The organism is Salinisphaera sp. Q1T1-3 (genome assembly GCF_003602005.1).
In the GTDB taxonomy this organism is placed as follows: Bacteria; Pseudomonadota; Gammaproteobacteria; order Nevskiales; family Salinisphaeraceae; genus Salinisphaera.
Window position 1 is genome coordinate 117,754 of sequence record NZ_QZWD01000001.1, and the last position, 18,367, is coordinate 136,120.

Here is an 18,367-nt window from a genome sequence, read left to right on the forward strand (position 1 = left end):
CGCTGACAGGCCCTGGGCTGCTACGACGCTCATCGGCGGGCTCGCGTCTTGTGATGACGGCCGGCAGGCGCCAGACTCGGGGCACACAACCCGAAGCGTTTGATTTTCATGAAGACCATCCGTATGCCGGGCGGCGACGAAGTCGCGGCCCTGGGCCAGGGCACTTGGTATCTCGGCGATGATCCGGCCACGCACGATCGCGAGATCGCGGCTCTGCGCGAAGGTCTGGATCAGGGCATGACTTTGATCGATACGGCCGAAATGTATGGCAACGGACGCGCTGAATCGCTGGTCGGCGAAGCGATCGCTGGCCGGCGCGACGAGGCCTATCTGGTCAGCAAGGTATTGCCGAGCAACGCCGGTTTCGAGGCCACCATCCGTGCCTGCGAGGCCAGCCTCTCGCGCCTGGGCACGGATTGTCTCGATCTGTATCTGTTGCACTGGCAGGGTCGCGAGCCCTTCGGCGAAACGGTCGCGGCCTTCGAGCGCCTGCAGGTCGACGGCAAGATCCGCCACTACGGTGTCAGCAACCTCGACCTGGCCGCCAGCCAGGCCTTCCTTGATGCCGGCGGCCGTGCCATGCAGGCCAATCAGCTGCTCTATAACTTGGATCAGCGGGGCATCGAATGGGACCTGCTGCCGTGGCTCGATGAACGTGGCATCGTGACGATGGCCTACTCGCCGTTCGATGGCGGTGCACTGCTGCGCCATCGGGAGCTGGTCGATTTTGCGACGGCGCGCGATATGACGCCGGCCCAGGTCTGTCTGGCATGGCTGGCGTCCCACAAACGCGTACTGCCGATCCCGAAATCCGCCGACCCGGCGCGTGTCGCCGAAAACGCCGAGGCAATGCACTGGACGCTCGACGCGGCGGATCTGGCCACGCTCGATTCGCTTTTTGACCCGCCGACCGGGCCGAGTGCGCTGAGTATTTACTAGGGCCTGTTATTAACCCGGCATAAAAATAGATGATTTCTCGGGTTGATAACGCGCGTGTGCGAAAGCACGCGCGCCACGGCCAACGGCCGTGAAGCCATTGAAAATGAAAAGACGGACAAGTGCCGGCGTTTCTTTCGATGGCGTTGAAAACAGCTGACGTCGTCAGCTGTTCTGGTGCCGGATTAATAACACGTCTCGCGTGCGCCGCGCCGGCGCTCATTTTTTTGCAAGACAAGGCATCGGGCGCGTACGTAAGTCATTCTACCGTCGCGAACGACAACGCCGGATTGCGGAAAATGACCGCCGTCCCGTCGGATTGTGCCCAGAAACCGGCCATGCGGCGTTGCACGGTTTGACCCTGGAATGACCAAGGCTGAGGCCATGCGCCTTGCCTGGCCGGTTTTGCGCGGCAACGCGGTCACGTGCGAAACATTAACCGGCCCGAGGGCGCGTCCGGCGTGCCGTGCGTTCGGCCAGGGGCAAGAAGACGAGGCGCAGCATGCACGGCGTGCGGTTCTGTGCCAGTTGGCCAAAACGCAGAATGACCGTCGTGTTTGGACGCTGGGACGCCTGTTTTGACGAGGTTGGAGCGCCTATGAAAGATCGCCATGGGCGGCCGCCCGGACGTCGTTCCCTCGGCCGGTGGCGATTCAAGCGTTCAGATCTCGACGCGCAGTCCCAGTTCGACAACGCGCTGGGGCGGCACCTTGTAATAGGCGATCGGCTGGATGGCGTTGCGCGCCATGAAGGCAAAGAGCTTCTCGCGCCAGAGCATCATGCCCGGAACCTCGTCGGTCGGGATGATGGTCGTACGGCCGACATAGAAGGTTGCCTCGGTCATGTCGACTTCGATGCCGAACTGCTCGGCGAAACGAACCGCGACCGGTACGTTGGGATTCTGCATGAAGCCATACCGGGCGATCACGCGATATACCCCCTGACCGAGGTCGTCGATCGTCAGTCGCTCGGCAGCCGGGATACGCGGCACATCTTCGGTGCGCACGGTCATCAGAAGGACTTGTTTGTGCAACACGCGGTTGTGCTGAAGATGATGACGCAGCATCGGCGGGGTGCCGGCGTCGCTGCTGGTCAGAAAGATCGCGGTACCCGACACACGGATCGTCTGATCGTTGGCCAGGCCAGCCACGAATGTCGTCAGGGGTTCGGGTTCATCGCGATCGCTTTCGGTCAGACGCTGGCGCAGCAGCTCCCGGCCACGTCGCCACGTACTCATCAGTGTGAATACGATGACGGCGGTCAGCACCGGGAACCAGCCGCCGTGCGGCACCTTGAACAGATTGGCGCCGAAGAAAGGCAGATCGATCAGTAGAAAGGCACCGGTGACCGGGGCGGCGATCCAGATCGACCACTGCCAGCGTTCGCGCATGATGAAAAAGGCCAGCACGGTCGTGATGGTCATCGCGAACGAAATGCCCACGCCGTAGGCCCAGGCCAGATTGGTCGATGAGCGAAAGCCCAGTACGAGACCGATCGTGGCCAGCATGAGCAGCCAGTTGAGCGTCGGCACATAGATCTGGCCGTATTCCTCGGATGAGGTCTGGAACAGCCGCATCGGGGGCAGCTGGCCGAGCTGGACAGCCTGTCGCGTCAACGAGAACGCGCCGGATATGACGGCTTGCGAGGCGATGACGGTGGCCAGGGTCGCCAGGGCGACCAGCGGATACAGGGCCCAGTCCGGAGCCAGATTGTAGAACGGCTGGCTCGCAGACTGACCCTGCGAGTCGATGAGCATGGCGCCCTGGCCGTAGTAATTGAGCAGCAAGGCCGGCAGGACCAGCCCGAACCAGGCCAGCTGGATCGGACGTCGACCGAAATGGCCCATGTCGGCGTACATGGCTTCGCCGCCGGTGACCACCAGGAAGACCGCCCCGAGGACGATGAAGCCGGTGCCGCCGTTGGCAACGAAGAAACCCGCCGCCCGCAGCGGATCGATGGCCTGGAGCACGCTCGGCTCGTGGGCGATGCCGTAAATGCCGAGCAGAGCGAGCACGCTGAACCAGACGACCATCACGGGGCCAAAGAAGCGCCCGACCGTTTCCGTGCCGCGTGACTGGATCGCGAAGAGGAGGACCAATATCACGATCGTGATCGGGATCACATAGGGCTTGAAGACATCGGTGGCGACGTTGAGCCCTTCCACGGCGCTGGAGACGGAAATCGCCGGGGTGAGCATGAAACTGCCGTAGAGCAGAGCACTGCCGAAAACACCCAGGCGCAGCAGCCACTTCGAGTGTGGGCCGGCATTGCGTCGCCACGGGTTGAGCAACGCGACGAGCGCCAGCATGCCGCCTTCGCCGTTGTTGTTGGCCCGGGTGACGAACAGCATGTACTTGGTCGAGACGACCAGGATCAGCGCCCAGAAGATCAGCGACAGGATGCCGAGAATATTCGCCGTATCAGGTACGAGATTGCTGGAGCCGTGAAAACATTCGCGCAGGGCATAGAGCGGACTCGTGCCGATGTCGCCATAAGATACGCCGAGGGCCGCGAGCCCGAGGGCAAACAGTCGTTTCGGGCCGAGAGAACGTTCTTCGGCCTCTTCGCTCTCGGCCTGCTCCTCGGGCGGATGCGCCTGCGCGATCTGTTCCTGCTCGCTCTTGTTCGAGCTGGCCTCGGTCTGCTTTTCCGCGTCTTTGGCGCGCGCATCCGGGGCCTGCGACTCGGTACGAGCGGCCTCTGCCTCGCGCCGGCCAGCGGCCTTGCCTGAATGGGCATCGGGTTGGGGGGCGGTCTCGTCAGTCTCGTCCGGGCGGGCGGGGTCTTTGTCGTCAGGCATGCGGTCCGGTCACTCCAGAGCAGATTGATGAACACTATACGGTGGTGATCGAGGCCGCGACGCCCGGATCTTGCTCCGCTGGAATGCCGTATTCCGGCGGCGCGTGCCGTGCTGTGTCGTTTCAGGCGCCGGGACAGTGGCCAGCGCGGTCTGCCAACGCCCAAGACCGTATCCTACGACGTTGCGCATCGAGCGTAAGATTCATTACTCGGTCTATTACCGCCACCTCGCACATGAGATAGGCGGAGCGGCCAGCGTTTGAATCTTCATTATCTTTTCCGGGATCACTTCATGACGGCAGCGACTGCGCCAGATCATCCATCGCAAGACAATGCATCGGGGCACTCGGGGTGGGGCGCTGCTCTGGCTGCTCTGGCCGGTTGGTACGATTTCCTGATCTTTCCGATTGTCGCGCTTGCGCATTTCGGCCCACTGTTCTTTCCGCAAGCGTCGGCATCCCAGGCGCTGGCCAGTCTGGTCGGCCTTTGGCTTCTGGCTTATGTCATGCGACCGCTCGGCGCCCTGATCTTCGGGTATTGGGGGGATCGCGGGCGGCGGACCCATGCCCTGGCCGCTGCGGTTGCACTCAGCGCGCTGGGCGCCGGTGCGATCGGTGCATTGCCGACGACCGCCGGCTGGGCGGTGCCGGTGCTCGTGCTCTGTCGAGCACTGACCGGCCTCGGTCTCGGTGGCGCCTGGAGCGGGGGCATGGTGCTGGCCGCCGAGCAGGCCGTGCCGGGTCGACCCAGCCTTGCCGCCATCGCGCAGCTGGGGCTACCGCTTGCCATGCTCGGCACCATTGGCGCGGTCGCCCTGTTTATTCTGTTGCCCACTACCTCGACCGAAACATGGCCGTGGCGTGTCCCGTTTCTGGGCGCCCTGATTTTTTTGCCCGTCGCGTTTTATATCGCCTTCGTGGTGCCCGATCGCGCCCCGGCCGAGCGTCCGGCCTCGTGCGCTCACACCGATACGCCGGTGCATCGGTTCGGCATTGCCTTGTTCTGGGGCGTCGCCAGTGCGTTGCTGGCCTCGGCGCTGACGTTCTTTCACGGTCTGTTCGCAGTGCATTACGCCGGTCCGGAATGGGATGTGCCGGGGCTGCTCTATCTGGCTGGCGTCGTGCTGTCAGCCGTGGGGGGATTGGTCGGCCTGGGTATCGGCGCCCGCCTTCTACACGACATGCCCGCCTGGGGGGTTGTCACGCTCGGCGCACTCGCCGCGAGTGGTGCCTTTGTCGGCGTTCTGGTGCTGCTGGCTCTGGTTTCCGTGAACTGGGCCTTTCTACTCGTACCGGCCTGTATCGGCGCACTGGGGATTGCCTATGCCGGTCTGCCGACACTGCTGGCCGATGCCTTTGACGCACCGCGCCGTTATACCGGGGTGGCACTGGTTTCCAGCCTGTCGGGGCTGTTCGGCGCGCTCTTGCCGCTGGAGATCAATCATCTTGCCGGCCCGCACGCGACCTATGCCTTGGCCTGGCTCATCCTGGTCACTCTCGCTGTCAGTGGTCTGTCCGCGCTCGGCGCGCTGGCGCTCAACATGGCCCGGCCGGATCGTGATGGGCCGGTCGATTCTCAGCGGAAATCACGCGAGCGGGTCTGCAACTGACCAAGCCGGTTTGTCTCATCGATGATTTCATGCGCCAGGCAATGCATGACCGTGCCGGCGCGTTGCATGATGCCGCGGACCCGCATCAGGCGGGCCGAGAGAACGATGACACGGAACCGGGCCAGCACTTCGCGGCGCACGATGATATTGATCGTGCCGGTTTCGTCCTCCAGCGTGACGAAGGTCACGCCCTTGGCGCTACCGGGGCGTTGTCGCATCGTGGCGATGCCGGCGACTTCAGCATGGGCACCGTGATGCAGCCGGTTGAATACGGCCGCGGTCATCGCCCCGAGTGCGGCCAGATCGCGTCGTATGAGCGCGAGCGGATGACGGCGCAGCGTCAGCCCGGTGCTGTGATAATCGGCCATGATGCCCGTGGCTTCCGTGGGTTCCGGCAGCGTCACGGCCGGCTCCGGCGGGGGCTCGATATCGGCGAACAGATCGTTCTGTACCTCGGTGGCTGCGATCTGCCACTGCGCGGCATGTCGATGTCCGGCCAGCCCGATCAGAGCATCGGCCCGGGCCAGGGCGTTGCGCGCGCGGTGGTCCAGACGGGCACGCTGGACCAGGTCGGCAATACTGGTGAAAGCGCCCGCCGCGCGGGCCGCGACGATGCGCTCGGCAGAGACCGGTGACAATCCCTTGACACGATTCAGGCCAAGCCGCAGTGCCGGCCGGGTCTGGCGCGTTGCCGGCGCCCCCGGTACGGACTCGAGTGTGCACTCGACCGCCGCATAACGTACATCCGGTGGGCGAACCGTTACGCCGTGGCGACGTGCGTCCCGCACGAGCTGGGCCGGGGCATAGAATCCCATCGGCTGGCTATTGAGCAGGGCCGCGGTGAACGCAGCCGGATAATGACACTTCAGATATGCAGAGACATAGACCAACAGCGCAAAACTCACCGCGTGCGACTCGGGAAAGCCGTAACTGCCGAATCCCTTGATCTGTTCAAAAATCCGCTCCGCGAAGGCGTCATCGTAGCCACGCTCGGCCATGCCGCGTTTCAGTCGGTCGCGCCAGGGCTCCAGGCCGCCCTGTTTCTTCCAGGCCGCCATCGATTTGCGTAAGCCGTTGGCTTCGTCCCCTGTGAAACCGGCGGCCACGATCGCGATTTTCATGACCTGCTCCTGAAAGATCGGCACGCCCAGCGTGCGCTCGAGTACGCCGCGCAGGGCCTCGCTCGGATACACGATCTGATCCGGCGTCTTCTGGCGAGCTGCCAGATAGGGATGCACCATGCCGCCCTGGATCGGGCCAGGGCGCACGATGGCGACCTCGACGACCAGATCGAAGAACTTCTCGGGTCGCAGACGCGGCAGCATCGTCATCTGGGCCCGCGATTCGATCTGGAAGACGCCAATGGTGTCGGCCGCCTGAATCATCGCGTAGGTCGACGGGTCGCGTCCGGGGATGCCGGCCATGCTGAGCAGACGTCCGGTATAGCCCTGGATCAGATCGAAACAGCGCCGGATGCAGCTGAGCATCCCGAGCGCGAGCACGTCGATCTTCATCAGACCCACGGCCTCCAGATCGTCCTTGTCCCACTGGATGATCGTACGTTCGGCCATGGCTGCCTTTTCCACGGGCACCAGTTCGGCAAGCGGGGGCTGGCTCAGCACAAAACCACCGACATGCTGGGACAGATGGCGTGGGAAACCGAGCAGCGTGTCGACCAGCGACAGTATTCGGGGCAGCAGGTCGGCATCGAGTGGCACGCCGCGTGCGGCCAGCTGCTCGGCCAGTGAACCATCATCGGCACGTTGGGACAGCTCGCTGGCCACGACATCGATCTGGTCGGCGGACAGGCCCATCGCCCGGCCCACGTCGCGCATGGCACTGCGAGGCCGGTAACGGATCACCGTGGCTGCGAGCGCGGCGCGATGCCGACCGTACTTGGCATAGATGTGCTGAATGATCTCTTCGCGACGTGCGTGTTCGAAGTCCACATCGATATCCGGTGGCTCGTTTCGTTCGCGCGAGATGAAGCGTTCGAACAGCAGCTCGTGTCTTGCCGGATCCACGTCGGTGATGCCGAGACAGAAACAGACAGCCGAGTTGGCGGCTGAACCGCGCCCCTGGCAAAGGATGGCGCGCCGCCGGGCTTCCCGGACAATGTCGTAGACGGTGAGGAAATAATGCGGATAGCCCAGCTCTTCGATCACCGACAGCTCGTCCTCGATGCGCTGGCGGACCCTGTGAGAAATACCGCTTGGCCAACGAGTTACCGCACCTTTTTCAACCTCCGCTCTTAAGAACTGACTTGAAGTCATGCCCGGCGGAATGGCCTCGTGCGGGTAGTCGTAACGGATATCCCGCAGATTGAAATGACAGCCGTCGACGATGCGCCGCGTCCGAGCCAGCGTCTCGGCTGGATAAATCGCTGCCAGAGTATGGCGCGCTCGCAGATAACGTTCGCCGTTGGCTGCCAGGCGTTGGCCGGCGGCCTGAACCGTGGTGTGAAGCCTGAGTGCGGTGAACACGTTCTGCAGCATCAGGCGCGAGCGCGCGTGCATGCAGGCATCACCCACGGCCACGACCGGCAGACCGTGGCGCGATCCCAGCGTGTACAGGCGTTCCACGTGGAGTGCGTCGTGAGGGCCTCGATGCAGGGCCAGCGCAAGACAACCGGCATGGGGGCGCTCGACACTCAGCCAGCCGAGAAGGTCGTGCAGTGCCGGCTCGGGCGCTCGAGCGTAATCGGGCAACACGACAAGCCAGCAGTCGTGGGCGCCCAGCTCGTTAAGATCAGCACGCGCCAGACGATATTGGCCCTTGTGGAGACAATTGCGTCCTCTGGTGATGAGGCGGCACAGCTGGGTATAGCCGGCCCGATTGCGTGCCAGCACGACAACCGTGGGGCCTTCGACCAGCGTGATCCGTGTGCCGAGGATGAGTTTGATGCCGTGCTGCTCGCTGGCGGTCAGGGCGCGTACCGCACCGGCCAGGCTGCATTCATCGGTCAGGGCGATCGCGTCATACCCGAGACGCGCCGCGCGCTCGATCATCTCCTCCGGATGCGATGCGCCGAAATGAAAAGAAAAATTACTGACACAACAAAGCTCTGCGTAATAAACGTCATGTGATTGATCATCTTTCCGGTACCCGCTCATCCAAACAGCCCGTGGACGTAGTAATATGCTGTGGTGCGGTCGGTGGCTTCCAGGTCTCGAAAGACCCAGAGCAGTCGCCCGCGGGTGTCGAGTACACGGTAATAATCGCGTCGCTGGCCCTGTTGCCACCAGCCACTTTCAATGCGCTCGGGGCCATGGAGCCAGCACCACTGCGTCAATGCCCGGTCGGAGATCGGTCGAGGCGATTCGAAGAGCCAGAGCGGGCGGGGCAGCGGATCGCTGGCCTGAGACGGCGTGGCGACAGCCGACGGCGGTCGGTCTCGATAGACACTGGCATGCTCGGCGCGATGGTCGTCGATCTGGTGCAACCATTGCACGGCCTCGTGTCCAAGACGTGCGCGAAGTCGATCGAGCACGGCAGGCCAGCTGTCGTCGTCGCCATTGTCCTGGCCGGGTTGTGGCCAGAAACCGGCCTGTTTATGGCGGGATCGGCGCAACCGGTCGCTGACCAGTCGGAGCCCGACAACCGGTGCAACCAGTTGCACACGTTCCAGGCGCTGATGGGCAACGTGCTCGAGATGACGAGCATCATGGGTCGGTGCCGATAGGGCGAGTTGCAGTCGGGTGGGGGGTTCCCGTTCGTGGATCAGAGACAGGCGCAGTGTCTGGATTGCGCTATCGGCACCTAGCAGGAAACCGGCCAGCGCATCGAATACCCGACGCAGCACGAATACCAGCCCCTGTGTGCTGTCGACAGCGGCATTCAGTTCGTGTCGGGTGTTGTAGCGTGACGGCAGACGAAACAAGGCAAGCCCGTGCGGTCGCTGTCCTCGCAATCGCTCGAGATAGGCCGACAGTTCAGGACCGAAACGATGGATCAGTGTGCCGCTGGGCAGGGCGAACAGTTCGCCGGCCAGGCGCAACCCGCTGGCCGATAGCGTGGCCCGTACGTTGGCCGACAGGTCGAGGCAAGCGATGGACAGCTCGTCCGGACAGCGCCGGCGTCGGATGCTCTCATCGGCCCGGGCAAAAGCCAGAGCGGCCTGGGGGGTTTCGCCGAGGCCGGCCCGATAGCGATAGCCCATCCGGGTCAGGTCTGTCTCGATCCGCTGCCACAGGGCGGCACGTCCCCCGAACAGACGCTGGCTGGCGCCGATTTCCATGATCAGGTGCGTGCATGTGACCTTGTCGCCGCCGGCCAGTGCCCAATGCAACTGGCTGCTGTAGCCCCAGGCCCAGCCAGCCAGTCGGACCATGGCTGTCTTTTCGAGTGCTATGTGTCGTTCATGCAGCACCGCCTCGGGCAGGCGCAGACGGGCGTCGGCCAGTGCCATCCCGTTTCGTGCGCCGGCGGCCAGCGCCACAGGGTCGGCGGCCACGATGCGCTGGCGCTGTGCCGTGGTCTCGGTCACGAGCATGCCGGCCCCGCCATCCGATGCCTCGGGCGTGATGCGACAATCCAGCGCCCAGTGTCTGAAACGCAGGGCCAGCCACATGGGTCACTCCGGCGGGTCATCCCGGTCTGCCCGGAACCCGGCATGTCGCCGGGATCGGTCGTGACTGGAAGGCACAGCCGGCGGCTCTACATCGTTGTCCGCCGGTGTCGTCGCCACGCGTGCCAGTCCGGTTATCGGCGGCGGGGCATGCCAGGGCGTGTCGCGATCGACCGTCAATCCGTCCATGCGGGCCCCGGCGGGGCCCCGGCATTTGATGACTTCCAGGCGCTGACGCCCCTGACGGCTTGTCAGAGCCAGGCGTAGGGCGGCCGGCGAACGCTGACGTGCCGCGGCCAGCGCGCGATAGACGAAAACCGGGCAGCCGGCTTTTTCGCTGGCCAGTTGCAGGCGACGCAACGCCGCACTGTCCAGTTGCTGTTCCCAGAGCACCAGTCCGACGAGACCGCCGGCCTCGGCGAGCTGCTCAACGCTCCAGACACATTCGCCGGCGCGCTCGCATCGAATGATCGGCAGCCGGGCACGATCGATGCCATGGGCCTCCAGCGCGAGGGCGTTGAGATGATGCGGGGGGTTGATCAGGACAAGGCGGGTTTGCGGCGCAGCCGCCAGGCGCGGCGCCATTGCCTGCAGGAGAAATCCGAATTCGCCGATGCCGGTCTGTTCGATCAGCCATTCGGTGACGCCGGTCAACGGATAGCCGCGCCCCGGCAGTATCCGATCAAGCGCAGGCCAGCCGGTCGAACAGGTCGCCAATCGGCCGGCCTGACTGGCTCGATGGACGCCGTGCTTGTACAAGCGACGCGCCAGGGCGGCGATATCGGCTTGTCTTGAGGACGTATCATGCGATTGCATAACTGTATTTATATACAGTTTTTCGGGCGTTGACCAGAGCTCGGGCACAATCGTGTTCAAGTCATTGATCAGCCGATCGGCAGCCGCGAAAACGGCCGTCGGCGCCGATCACCATGCGCTCAGACGAGCGCGGTGTGGCGGTTCTGGATCTGCTCGAAAGGCAGCGGGCGGCCCACGTAATAGCCCTGTACGTTGTCGATACCGATCTGCTTGAGCGCAGAGAACTGCTCGCGCGATTCGACGTGTTCGGCCACGGTCAACAGGCCAAGCGCGTTGCTGACACGTCCGATGGCTTCGATGATGGAGTGCTCGACCGGGTCCTCGAGCATCCGGCTGACGAGCTTGCCGTCGATCTTGACGAAATCCGAAGGCAGGTGCTTGAGATAACTGAACGAGCTCAGCCCGCTGCCGAAATCGTCGAGTGCGAAGCGACAACCGAGCAGTCGCAGTGACCGCATCAGTTCACCGGCGCGTTGCAGGTTGGTCACGGCGGCGGTTTCGGTGATCTCGAAGACCAGACGCCGTGGATCCACTCCGGAAGTTTCGATGCATTCGCGTACGAAGCCGATGAACTGTTCGTCGGTGATCGATTGCCCGGAGATGTTGATGCTGTAATAGCCGATGTTGGTCAGCTCGTTCTGGCGATGCGAGATCAGATCCAGGGCGTGCTCGATCACCCAGCGGTCGATGCGCGGCGCCATGCTGTAGCGCTCGGCCGCCAGCAGCAGGTTCTGCGGCGAGCCGGCATCCTGGCCGTCACCGCCCAGGCGCAGCAGGAGCTCGAGCCCCAGCTGGCTGGTGTCTTCGCCCAGCGGGTAGATCGGCTGGGCGAAGAGCTTGAAACCGGTGTGCTCCAGGGCTTCGCTGATCTGCTGCATGCGCTCGATGTCGTAATCGCGCATGCGTGCCTCGTCGCTGTCGGGCTGATAGACCTGCACATGATTGCGGCCACGTTCCTTGGCGACATAACAGGCGGTATCGGCCTGACGAAGCAGTTCGGCGGCGCTGACGGAATCGGCCTCGATGACGACCAGGCCGATGCTTGCGCCGAGCCGGAAGATGCGGCCCTGCCAGTGGAAGCGGAAACCCTCGATCCATACCCGCAGCCGCTCTGCGACATGCTCGGCCGTCTCGAGGGTCGTGTTCTTCATGATCAAGCCGAATTCGTCGCCCCCGAGACGCGCGAGGATGTCGCCACCGCGCAGCTCGGCGCCGATGCGGGAGGCCAGCTGGCGCAGCATGGCATCGCCGGCGTGATGGCCGCAGCTGTCGTTGACGAGCTTGAACTGGTCGAGATCGATATAGCACAGCGCGTGGCGACGATTCTCGCGGCCCACGTTCTCGATGATGCTGGACAGCTGCTGTTCGAAGGCGCGGCGGTTGAGCAGGCCGGTCAGTGAGTCGTGGTTGGCCTGATAGGTCAGCTCGCGTGAAACGCGATAGAGACGGGTGACGTCGCGCAATACCACCACGGTGCCTTCGGCACCGTCGGCGCTGGCGTGGATGGGCGAGACATTGATGGTCACCCAGCGCCGCGACTCGCGTCGGGCCTTTTCTCCCTTGACGCGCAGGGTGCGGGTTGGATCGCGCGTCACGCCGCTGTCCAGAACCTCGTCGATCAGGCCGGTAACCGGCTGATTCTGTTCTGCATCCTGGAGCTTGCAGACCTCGTCGAAGTGCCGACCGACGAGCTGATCCTCACGGCTCATCAAGATCTGCTGGGCGGCGGGGTTGGCGAAATCGACCATACCGCGGCTGTCGGTGGTGACTACGCCATCGCCGAGGGCGGCCAGAGTCACCTGGGCACGCTCCTTTTCGACATCGAGCTGACGCTGGGTCTCGATCAGGCGGGTGCCGTCGCGACAGATGCCTTCGCTGCCGGTGGTCACGCCCGCGGCATTGTCGAGCCGGCGCACCGATACCAGCAACCAGGCATAGCTGCCGTCCCGGCGGATCACCCGAATCGGGCGCCGCTCGATGCGTTCACTATCGAGCAGATGACGCAGATCATGGGCCGGATCAGCCAGCAGCTTCTCGAGTGGATAATCCTGGAGTTCGCGAGGCGAGTAACCCAGCATGTCGGTGACGGAATCGCTGATCCAGCGAATACGTCCCTGGGCATCGGCGTGATAGAGCACGTCGGTGACGTTGCGCAGCAGGCGCTGGATGCGCTGGTGGCGCTGAAGCAGCTTTTCCCGGTAGTCCTGCACATGGACGACCAGACGGGTTGCCGCGTCGGCCAGAGCCTGGGCGTCCGGGCCGATCGGACAGGTCAGTCGCGGTGTAGTCTGGCTGTCGAGATCGATATCGGCCAGCCAGTAGGCCAGCCGGTGGGCGTCATCGTGGCGCCGCTGGGCCTGGCTGTGCTGGTCGATCACGAATAGCAGCATGCCGGCCAGGCCACAGATCACGACCAGGGCAAGCGAGACGGGGCGCCACGTGGTCGGCGCCCAGAACATGCCGACCAGTGCGACCAGTTGAACGCACAGCAAGCCGCTGGCCACCCACGATCGAATCCGGCCGGTCATCGATCGGTCCGGACGGGATCGACGGCTGGATCCGGGCCGAACACCGGCAAGAGCGGAAAATGCAAGTAGGCCATTAGATATCGACAGAGCGTCAGACAGACCGAGTATACTTAAAAACACAAAGGAAATCGGCTTGTCCGAACCGATGCAGATGACTCCGAATCAAGCCGAGCGGCCCCGGCGAATGCTGCGTGCGGCTATATGAGCAGTATGAATGGCAGGGCAATCGCACGCTGGCTGCGGACCGGGCTGCAACGCATATGGCTGCGTCTGCTGAGCTCGGTGCGCCTGAGCGTGGAATACTCGCGGGCGAACATGAAGCTGTTCGCATTGTTCGAGATTCTCGGCCAGCCGATCTACTTCATTCTCTGGAAATTCATCTATCCGCAGCCCCATGAGAATCTGGAGCTGCGCCTGGCATGCATTCTGTTATCGCTGCCCATGCTGTTCGAGCAACAGATGCAGGGCCGCCTCTGGCGCCGTGTGTTGCCGGTGTACTGGATTGTCTTTCTCGTGTTCGAGCTGCCGTTTTTTTTCATTTACATGTCGTTGATCAACAACTTCTCGTCGCTGTGGGCGATCTCTACCATGGCGGCCGTGATGGTGATGGTGATCCTCGTCTACGACTGGCTGATGAGTCTCTTGCTGGCCTTCATCGGCGCCGGCGCGGCCTGGCTCGTGTTCGAGGCCTCGGGGGGCATGATCGTGGACCCGCCGTTACCCGTGGCGGCGTTGTTCTGGATCTATCTCTTCGGCCTTGCCTCCGGTACGGCTTTCAACTACAAGACCGAGCTCGTCGCACGCGAGAAGCTTTCGGCGATCACCGATGCGGTCGGCACCATGGCGCATGAGCTGCGAACGCCGCTTCTGGGGATCAGAAGCGGGGCACGGGGGCTCAACAATTATATTCCGACCCTGATCCAGGGATATCAGGCGGCTCGGGATCACGGACTCGATGTCCCGATGATCCGACGTGCGCACTTCGAACAGATCAGCGCGGTGCTCAATCGCATCGAAAGCGAGACCGAATACACCGGCGCCGTTCTCGACATGCTGCTGGTCAACTCGAGCCGGACGGCGATCGACAGCCGCTCGTTCGAGCGGGTGAGCATCAACCAGTGCGTCGATGAGGCCCTGGATCGCTACCCGTTCCATTCCACGCAGGAACGTGCGCTCGTGGAATGGCGGGCCGGCGACGACTTCGTCTTCCAGGGCACGCACGTGCTGATGGTTCATGTGCTGTTCAATCTGCTCAAGAACGCGTTGTATCAACTGGCGCGTTCCGGCCGCGGCCGGATCAGCATCTGGAGTCTGCGTCGTCGCGGCGAGCGCATGAACGAGCTGCATTTCCGGGACACCGGCCCGGGCATTCCCGCGGCGACGCTGCCGCGAATCTTCGACCGGTTCTATTCCGGCATGCCCCGTGGACAGGGAACCGGCATCGGTCTTGCCTTCGCACGCGTAGTCATCGAGAGTTTCTACGGACAGATCATCTGCCAGTCCGTCGAGGGCGAATACGCAGAATTCATCATCCGGTTACCGGACCCCCAAGACCTATGAAAGACGCAGACATCGCCCCTTATTTCCATCCGACCCAGATCGTGCTCGTCGACGACGACATCGATTTTCTGGGCAATCTGAGTCTGCAGCTCGATTCCGATCTCGCGTATCTGCTGTTCGATTCGACCAGCAAGGCCCTGGATTATCTCACCGCCCACAACGGGCGCAGTGCGTCACGCGAGCGTTTCTTCCAGCGCACATCCGCCGGTTCGGATGCGGGGACGACGCCGCGGCCTCTGGAAATCGATTGCCACGCGATTCAGCAGGAGATGGGATCAAGCGAGCGTTTCTCGCAGGTCTCGGTGGTGCTGGTCGATTACGCGATGCCGGAGATCGACGGCATCGAGTTCTGTCGCCGGATAAATGATCCGCATATCAAGAAGATCCTTTTCACCGGCGTGGCGACCGAATCCGTGGCCGTGGATGCCTTCAACAAAGGCGTGATCGATCAGTACATTCGCAAACAGGAACGTGCGGTCTACGACACCCTGAACCAGGCGATACGAAGCTTCCAGCGCGAATACATCCGCGATCTGTTCGTCGCGGCCGCGGATATCTTCTCCATGCGCACGCCGCCGATCCTCTCGGATCCGGCGACCCCGAGCCTGCTGGATGCGCTCGCGCGGGATCACGGCATGATCGAATACTATCTCGCCGATGAACCGCCGGGCATGCTGTTTGCCGACGCTGCTGGACGTGTGCAGCGGCTTGTGGCGCTCGACGCGCGCGAATGCGCTGCCGAAGCGCAGCGTCTGGCTGCCCTGGGGCTACCGGACTCGGCCGTGGCCGAAATCGAAAGCGGGGCGCGGCTGTGCGATCCGGCGTTGACGCGAGACGACATGGCCAACTGGCGCGAACACAGCGTTGTACCGACTGTGTCGGGTCACGCGCTCGGCGCCCGATACTGGGCCGTGTTCCCCGTCAGCGATCCGTTGATGAGTCAGGCCAGGCCGAGTTACGAGGCATTTCTGGAATGGCTCGATACCGTCGGCTACGCGCTGATGTAGAGCGGCGCCGGTGAGGCAAGGGTGAGGCAGCATGGCCTTGTGATGAGATTTCCTGACGCCCCGGTGCATTGTCGTCGCGGCGTCTGTTGAAGACAATTCAGATTCATGTGCCAGCCGGTTATATACTGATGGCTGGTTGTTTTTGTCATTGTTTTTCTGATCACAAATCCACGAGGGTCGTTATGAAATTGTCACAAGCCCATGCTACGCAGTCTTGCACTGCCGACAACGCCGTCGAGCCGAACTTTCTGCGCACGCACGTCGATGTCTATTTCCGCGAGCGCGTCGAAAAGACATGGAACGGTGGCCATATCATGCACGGCATCGCGCCGGGCGAGGACGCCATCATGCTAGTCAGCAACGACTATCTGTCGCTGGCTGATCGTCCCGAGATCGCGCGTGCCCAGATCGACAAGCTGGCCGATAGCGACAACACGATGGTGATGTCGGCGGTCTATCTGCACGGCGAGAATGCCCAGGACGACTTCGAGGCCGACATGGCCGCCTGGATGGGGTTGGAGTCGAGCCTGCTGTGCCAGTCCGGCTATGCGGCCAATGTCGGCCTGATCCAGTCGATCAGTGCACCGGAAACGCCGGTTTATATCGACATGATGGCCCATGCCTCGTTGTGGCAGGGCGTGCAGGCTGCGGGCCTCACGCCGCGTCCGTTCCGTCACAACAGCGCCTCGCATCTGGCCTCGCAGATCGAGCGTCACGGTGCCGGGCTCGTGATCATCGATTCGATCTACAGCACCAACGGGAGCGTGGCGCCGCTGGCCGAAATCGTGGATGCCGCCGATCGTACCGGCTGCGTGATGATCGTGGACGAATCCCACTCGCTGGGTACGCACGGCCCGAACGGGGCCGGCATGGTCGCCGAGCTCGGTCTGCAGTCGAAAGTGCATTTCGTGACGGCAAGCCTGGCCAAGGCCTTCGCCGGCCGGGCCGGGCTGATTGCCTGCAGCGATCGCCTGCGTCAGTTCATCAAGTACAACGCTTTCCCGGCGATCTTCTCCTCGGCACTGCTGCCGGCGGAAGTCGCGGGGCTGGCCAAGACACTGGATCTGATCCGGGATGCCGATATCGCGCGGCGGCGCCTGCATGCCAACGCAACCTATCTGCGCACCGCACTCGACGAACTGGGCTACAACGTCTCTGACAGCCAGTCGCAGATCGTGGCGTTGGAGGCCGGTGCCGAACAGCAGACCATGGTCCTGCGCGACGCGCTGGAAGCGCGCGGCGTGTTCGGGTCTGTGTTCTGTGCGCCGGCCACCGCGGCCAAGCGGTCCCTCATCCGGCTGTCGGTCAACGCGGCTCTCACGCACGACCAGCTGGATCACGTCATTACGGTCTGCGGAGAAATCCGCGAGATGGTGGACATGGCCAACTGGCCGTCGACCAAGCGTCGCCAGCGTAGCGAAGACGCCGGCATGGCCAGCCGCGCGGGTTGATCGTGCCGACCGAGGAAAACGTACGCGACAGCGGCTCGCCGGTGGCGATCTTCGACGGTCACAACGACATGCTTCTGCGGCTGGTCGATCAGTCCTCGGAACGGGCTGTCGAAGCCTTTCTAGAGGGGCGTGGCACGGGGCATCTCGATCTGCCGAGGCTGATATCGGGCGGCTTCGTCGGCGGTCTGTTCGCGGTGTTCGTGCCATCGCCGTCATCGGCCATGCGGGGCCCGAAGCGCACGACAAAAGGCTACGACACGCCGGCGCCGCCGGCCATGAGCCAAGGCGAGGTGCTGCCCTCGGCCCTGGCCATGACCGGTCTGCTGCATCGGCTCGCCGAGCAGTCCGGCGGCCGGTTTCGTGTCTGCACGACGGTCGCACAAATCCAAGCAGCGCGACGGGATAACGCCGTTGCGGCGGTTTTGCACTATGAGGGCGCCGAAGCCATCGATACCGAGTGTCATACCCTGGATGCGCTCTACGCCGCGGGCCTGCGCTCTCTGGGCCTCGTCTGGAGTCGGCCCACGGCATTCGGCCACGGTGTACCGTTTCGTTTTCCGGGGTCCCCGGATATCGGACCGGGACTGACGTCGGCGGGGCGCTACCTGGTTCGGGCCTGCAACGAGCGTGGCATCGCCGTGGATCTGTCACATCTCAACGCCCAGGGTTTCTGGGACGTGGCCGGCCTCAGCACGGCCCCTCTTGTCGCCAGCCATTCCAACGCGCACGCGCTCTGCCCTCATACCCGCAATCTGACCGACGATCAGCTGCGCGCGGTTCGGGATTCCGGCGGGGTGGTCGGTCTCAACTTCGGCACGTATTTTCTTCGGCCGGATGGCGGTACCAGCGCCGATACGCCGGTCTCGGTGATGGTCGACCATATCGATCACATGATCGACATCATGGGCGACGCGCACGTCGGCCTGGGCTCGGACTTCGACGGTATCCAGGCTTCGCCGATCCGCGACGGAGCCGACATGCAAACGCTTGTGGCCGCCCTGCGTGAGCGCGGTCATGACGAGTCGCGCATCGCGCGGCTGACGTGCGACAACTGGCTGCGCGTGCTGGCGCAAACCTGGGGCGAATAGGCCGGG

At 63.5% G+C, this 18,367-nt stretch carries 11 protein-coding genes; 6 read left to right on the forward strand and 5 right to left on the reverse strand.

The window, feature by feature from the left end; all coding sequences use genetic code 11:
* The first annotated feature begins 108 nt into the window (after window positions 1-108).
* Window positions 109-939, forward strand: coding sequence for an aldo/keto reductase (locus D3260_RS00490; RefSeq protein ID WP_120096543.1), 831 nt, complete (start codon window positions 109-111; stop codon window positions 937-939).
* A gap of 658 nt (window positions 940-1,597) precedes the next feature.
* Here D3260_RS00490 and D3260_RS00495 read toward each other — a convergent pair.
* Window positions 1,598-3,736 (reverse strand): potassium transporter Kup, encoded by a 2,139-nt coding sequence (locus D3260_RS00495; protein ID WP_120096544.1) that lies wholly within the window; start codon window positions 3,734-3,736, stop codon window positions 1,598-1,600.
* 291 nt (window positions 3,737-4,027) lie between these two features.
* On the opposite strand from D3260_RS00495, the gene D3260_RS00500 reads away from it, so the two are divergent.
* On the forward strand, window positions 4,028-5,344 hold the full coding sequence (locus tag D3260_RS00500; RefSeq protein ID WP_120096546.1) for an MFS transporter: 1,317 nt from the start codon (window positions 4,028-4,030) through the stop codon (window positions 5,342-5,344).
* Here D3260_RS00500 and D3260_RS00505 read toward each other — a convergent pair.
* The 4 genes from D3260_RS00505 to D3260_RS00520 all read right to left on the reverse strand — a co-directional run bounded on the left by D3260_RS00505 (window position 5,311) and on the right by D3260_RS00520 (window position 13,255).
* The gene (locus tag D3260_RS00505; protein ID WP_120096547.1) at window positions 5,311-8,457 is read right to left on the reverse strand and encodes an error-prone DNA polymerase; all 3,147 of its coding nucleotides are present in this window, start codon (window positions 8,455-8,457) and stop codon (window positions 5,311-5,313) included. The two genes, D3260_RS00500 and D3260_RS00505, sit on opposite strands and share 34 nt — an antisense overlap.
* The gene (locus D3260_RS00510) at window positions 8,454-9,914 is read right to left on the reverse strand and encodes a DNA polymerase Y family protein (RefSeq protein WP_120096548.1); all 1,461 of its coding nucleotides are present in this window, start codon (window positions 9,912-9,914) and stop codon (window positions 8,454-8,456) included. The genes D3260_RS00505 and D3260_RS00510 overlap by 4 nt, the downstream gene beginning before the upstream one ends.
* Before the next feature lie 3 nt (window positions 9,915-9,917).
* The gene (imuA, locus tag D3260_RS00515; protein ID WP_120096550.1) at window positions 9,918-10,727 is read right to left on the reverse strand and encodes a translesion DNA synthesis-associated protein ImuA; all 810 of its coding nucleotides are present in this window, start codon (window positions 10,725-10,727) and stop codon (window positions 9,918-9,920) included.
* A 119-nt stretch (window positions 10,728-10,846) separates the two neighbouring features.
* Window positions 10,847-13,255: an EAL domain-containing protein gene (locus D3260_RS00520; protein ID WP_120096551.1), complete on the reverse strand. Its 2,409-nt coding sequence runs from the start codon at window positions 13,253-13,255 to the stop codon at window positions 10,847-10,849.
* A gap of 201 nt (window positions 13,256-13,456) precedes the next feature.
* On the opposite strand from D3260_RS00520, the gene D3260_RS00525 reads away from it, so the two are divergent.
* The 4 genes from D3260_RS00525 to D3260_RS00540 all read left to right on the forward strand — a co-directional run bounded on the left by D3260_RS00525 (window position 13,457) and on the right by D3260_RS00540 (window position 18,361).
* Window positions 13,457-14,815, forward strand: a complete 1,359-nt coding sequence (locus D3260_RS00525; RefSeq protein ID WP_120096552.1) for a HAMP domain-containing sensor histidine kinase — start codon at window positions 13,457-13,459, stop codon at window positions 14,813-14,815.
* Window positions 14,812-15,822: a response regulator gene (locus tag D3260_RS00530; protein WP_120096553.1), complete on the forward strand. Its 1,011-nt coding sequence runs from the start codon at window positions 14,812-14,814 to the stop codon at window positions 15,820-15,822. The genes D3260_RS00525 and D3260_RS00530 overlap by 4 nt, the downstream gene beginning before the upstream one ends.
* Before the next feature lie 182 nt (window positions 15,823-16,004).
* Window positions 16,005-17,273 carry an alpha-hydroxyketone-type quorum-sensing autoinducer synthase gene (cqsA, locus tag D3260_RS00535; protein WP_120096555.1) on the forward strand — a complete coding sequence of 423 codons (1,269 nt, stop codon included), beginning with the start codon at window positions 16,005-16,007 and terminating at the stop codon, window positions 17,271-17,273.
* A gap of 2 nt (window positions 17,274-17,275) precedes the next feature.
* A complete protein-coding gene (locus tag D3260_RS00540) occupies window positions 17,276-18,361 on the forward strand; it encodes a dipeptidase (RefSeq protein ID WP_199671294.1) in 1,086 nt (361 codons plus the stop codon).
* Window positions 18,362-18,367 lie beyond the last annotated feature (6 nt).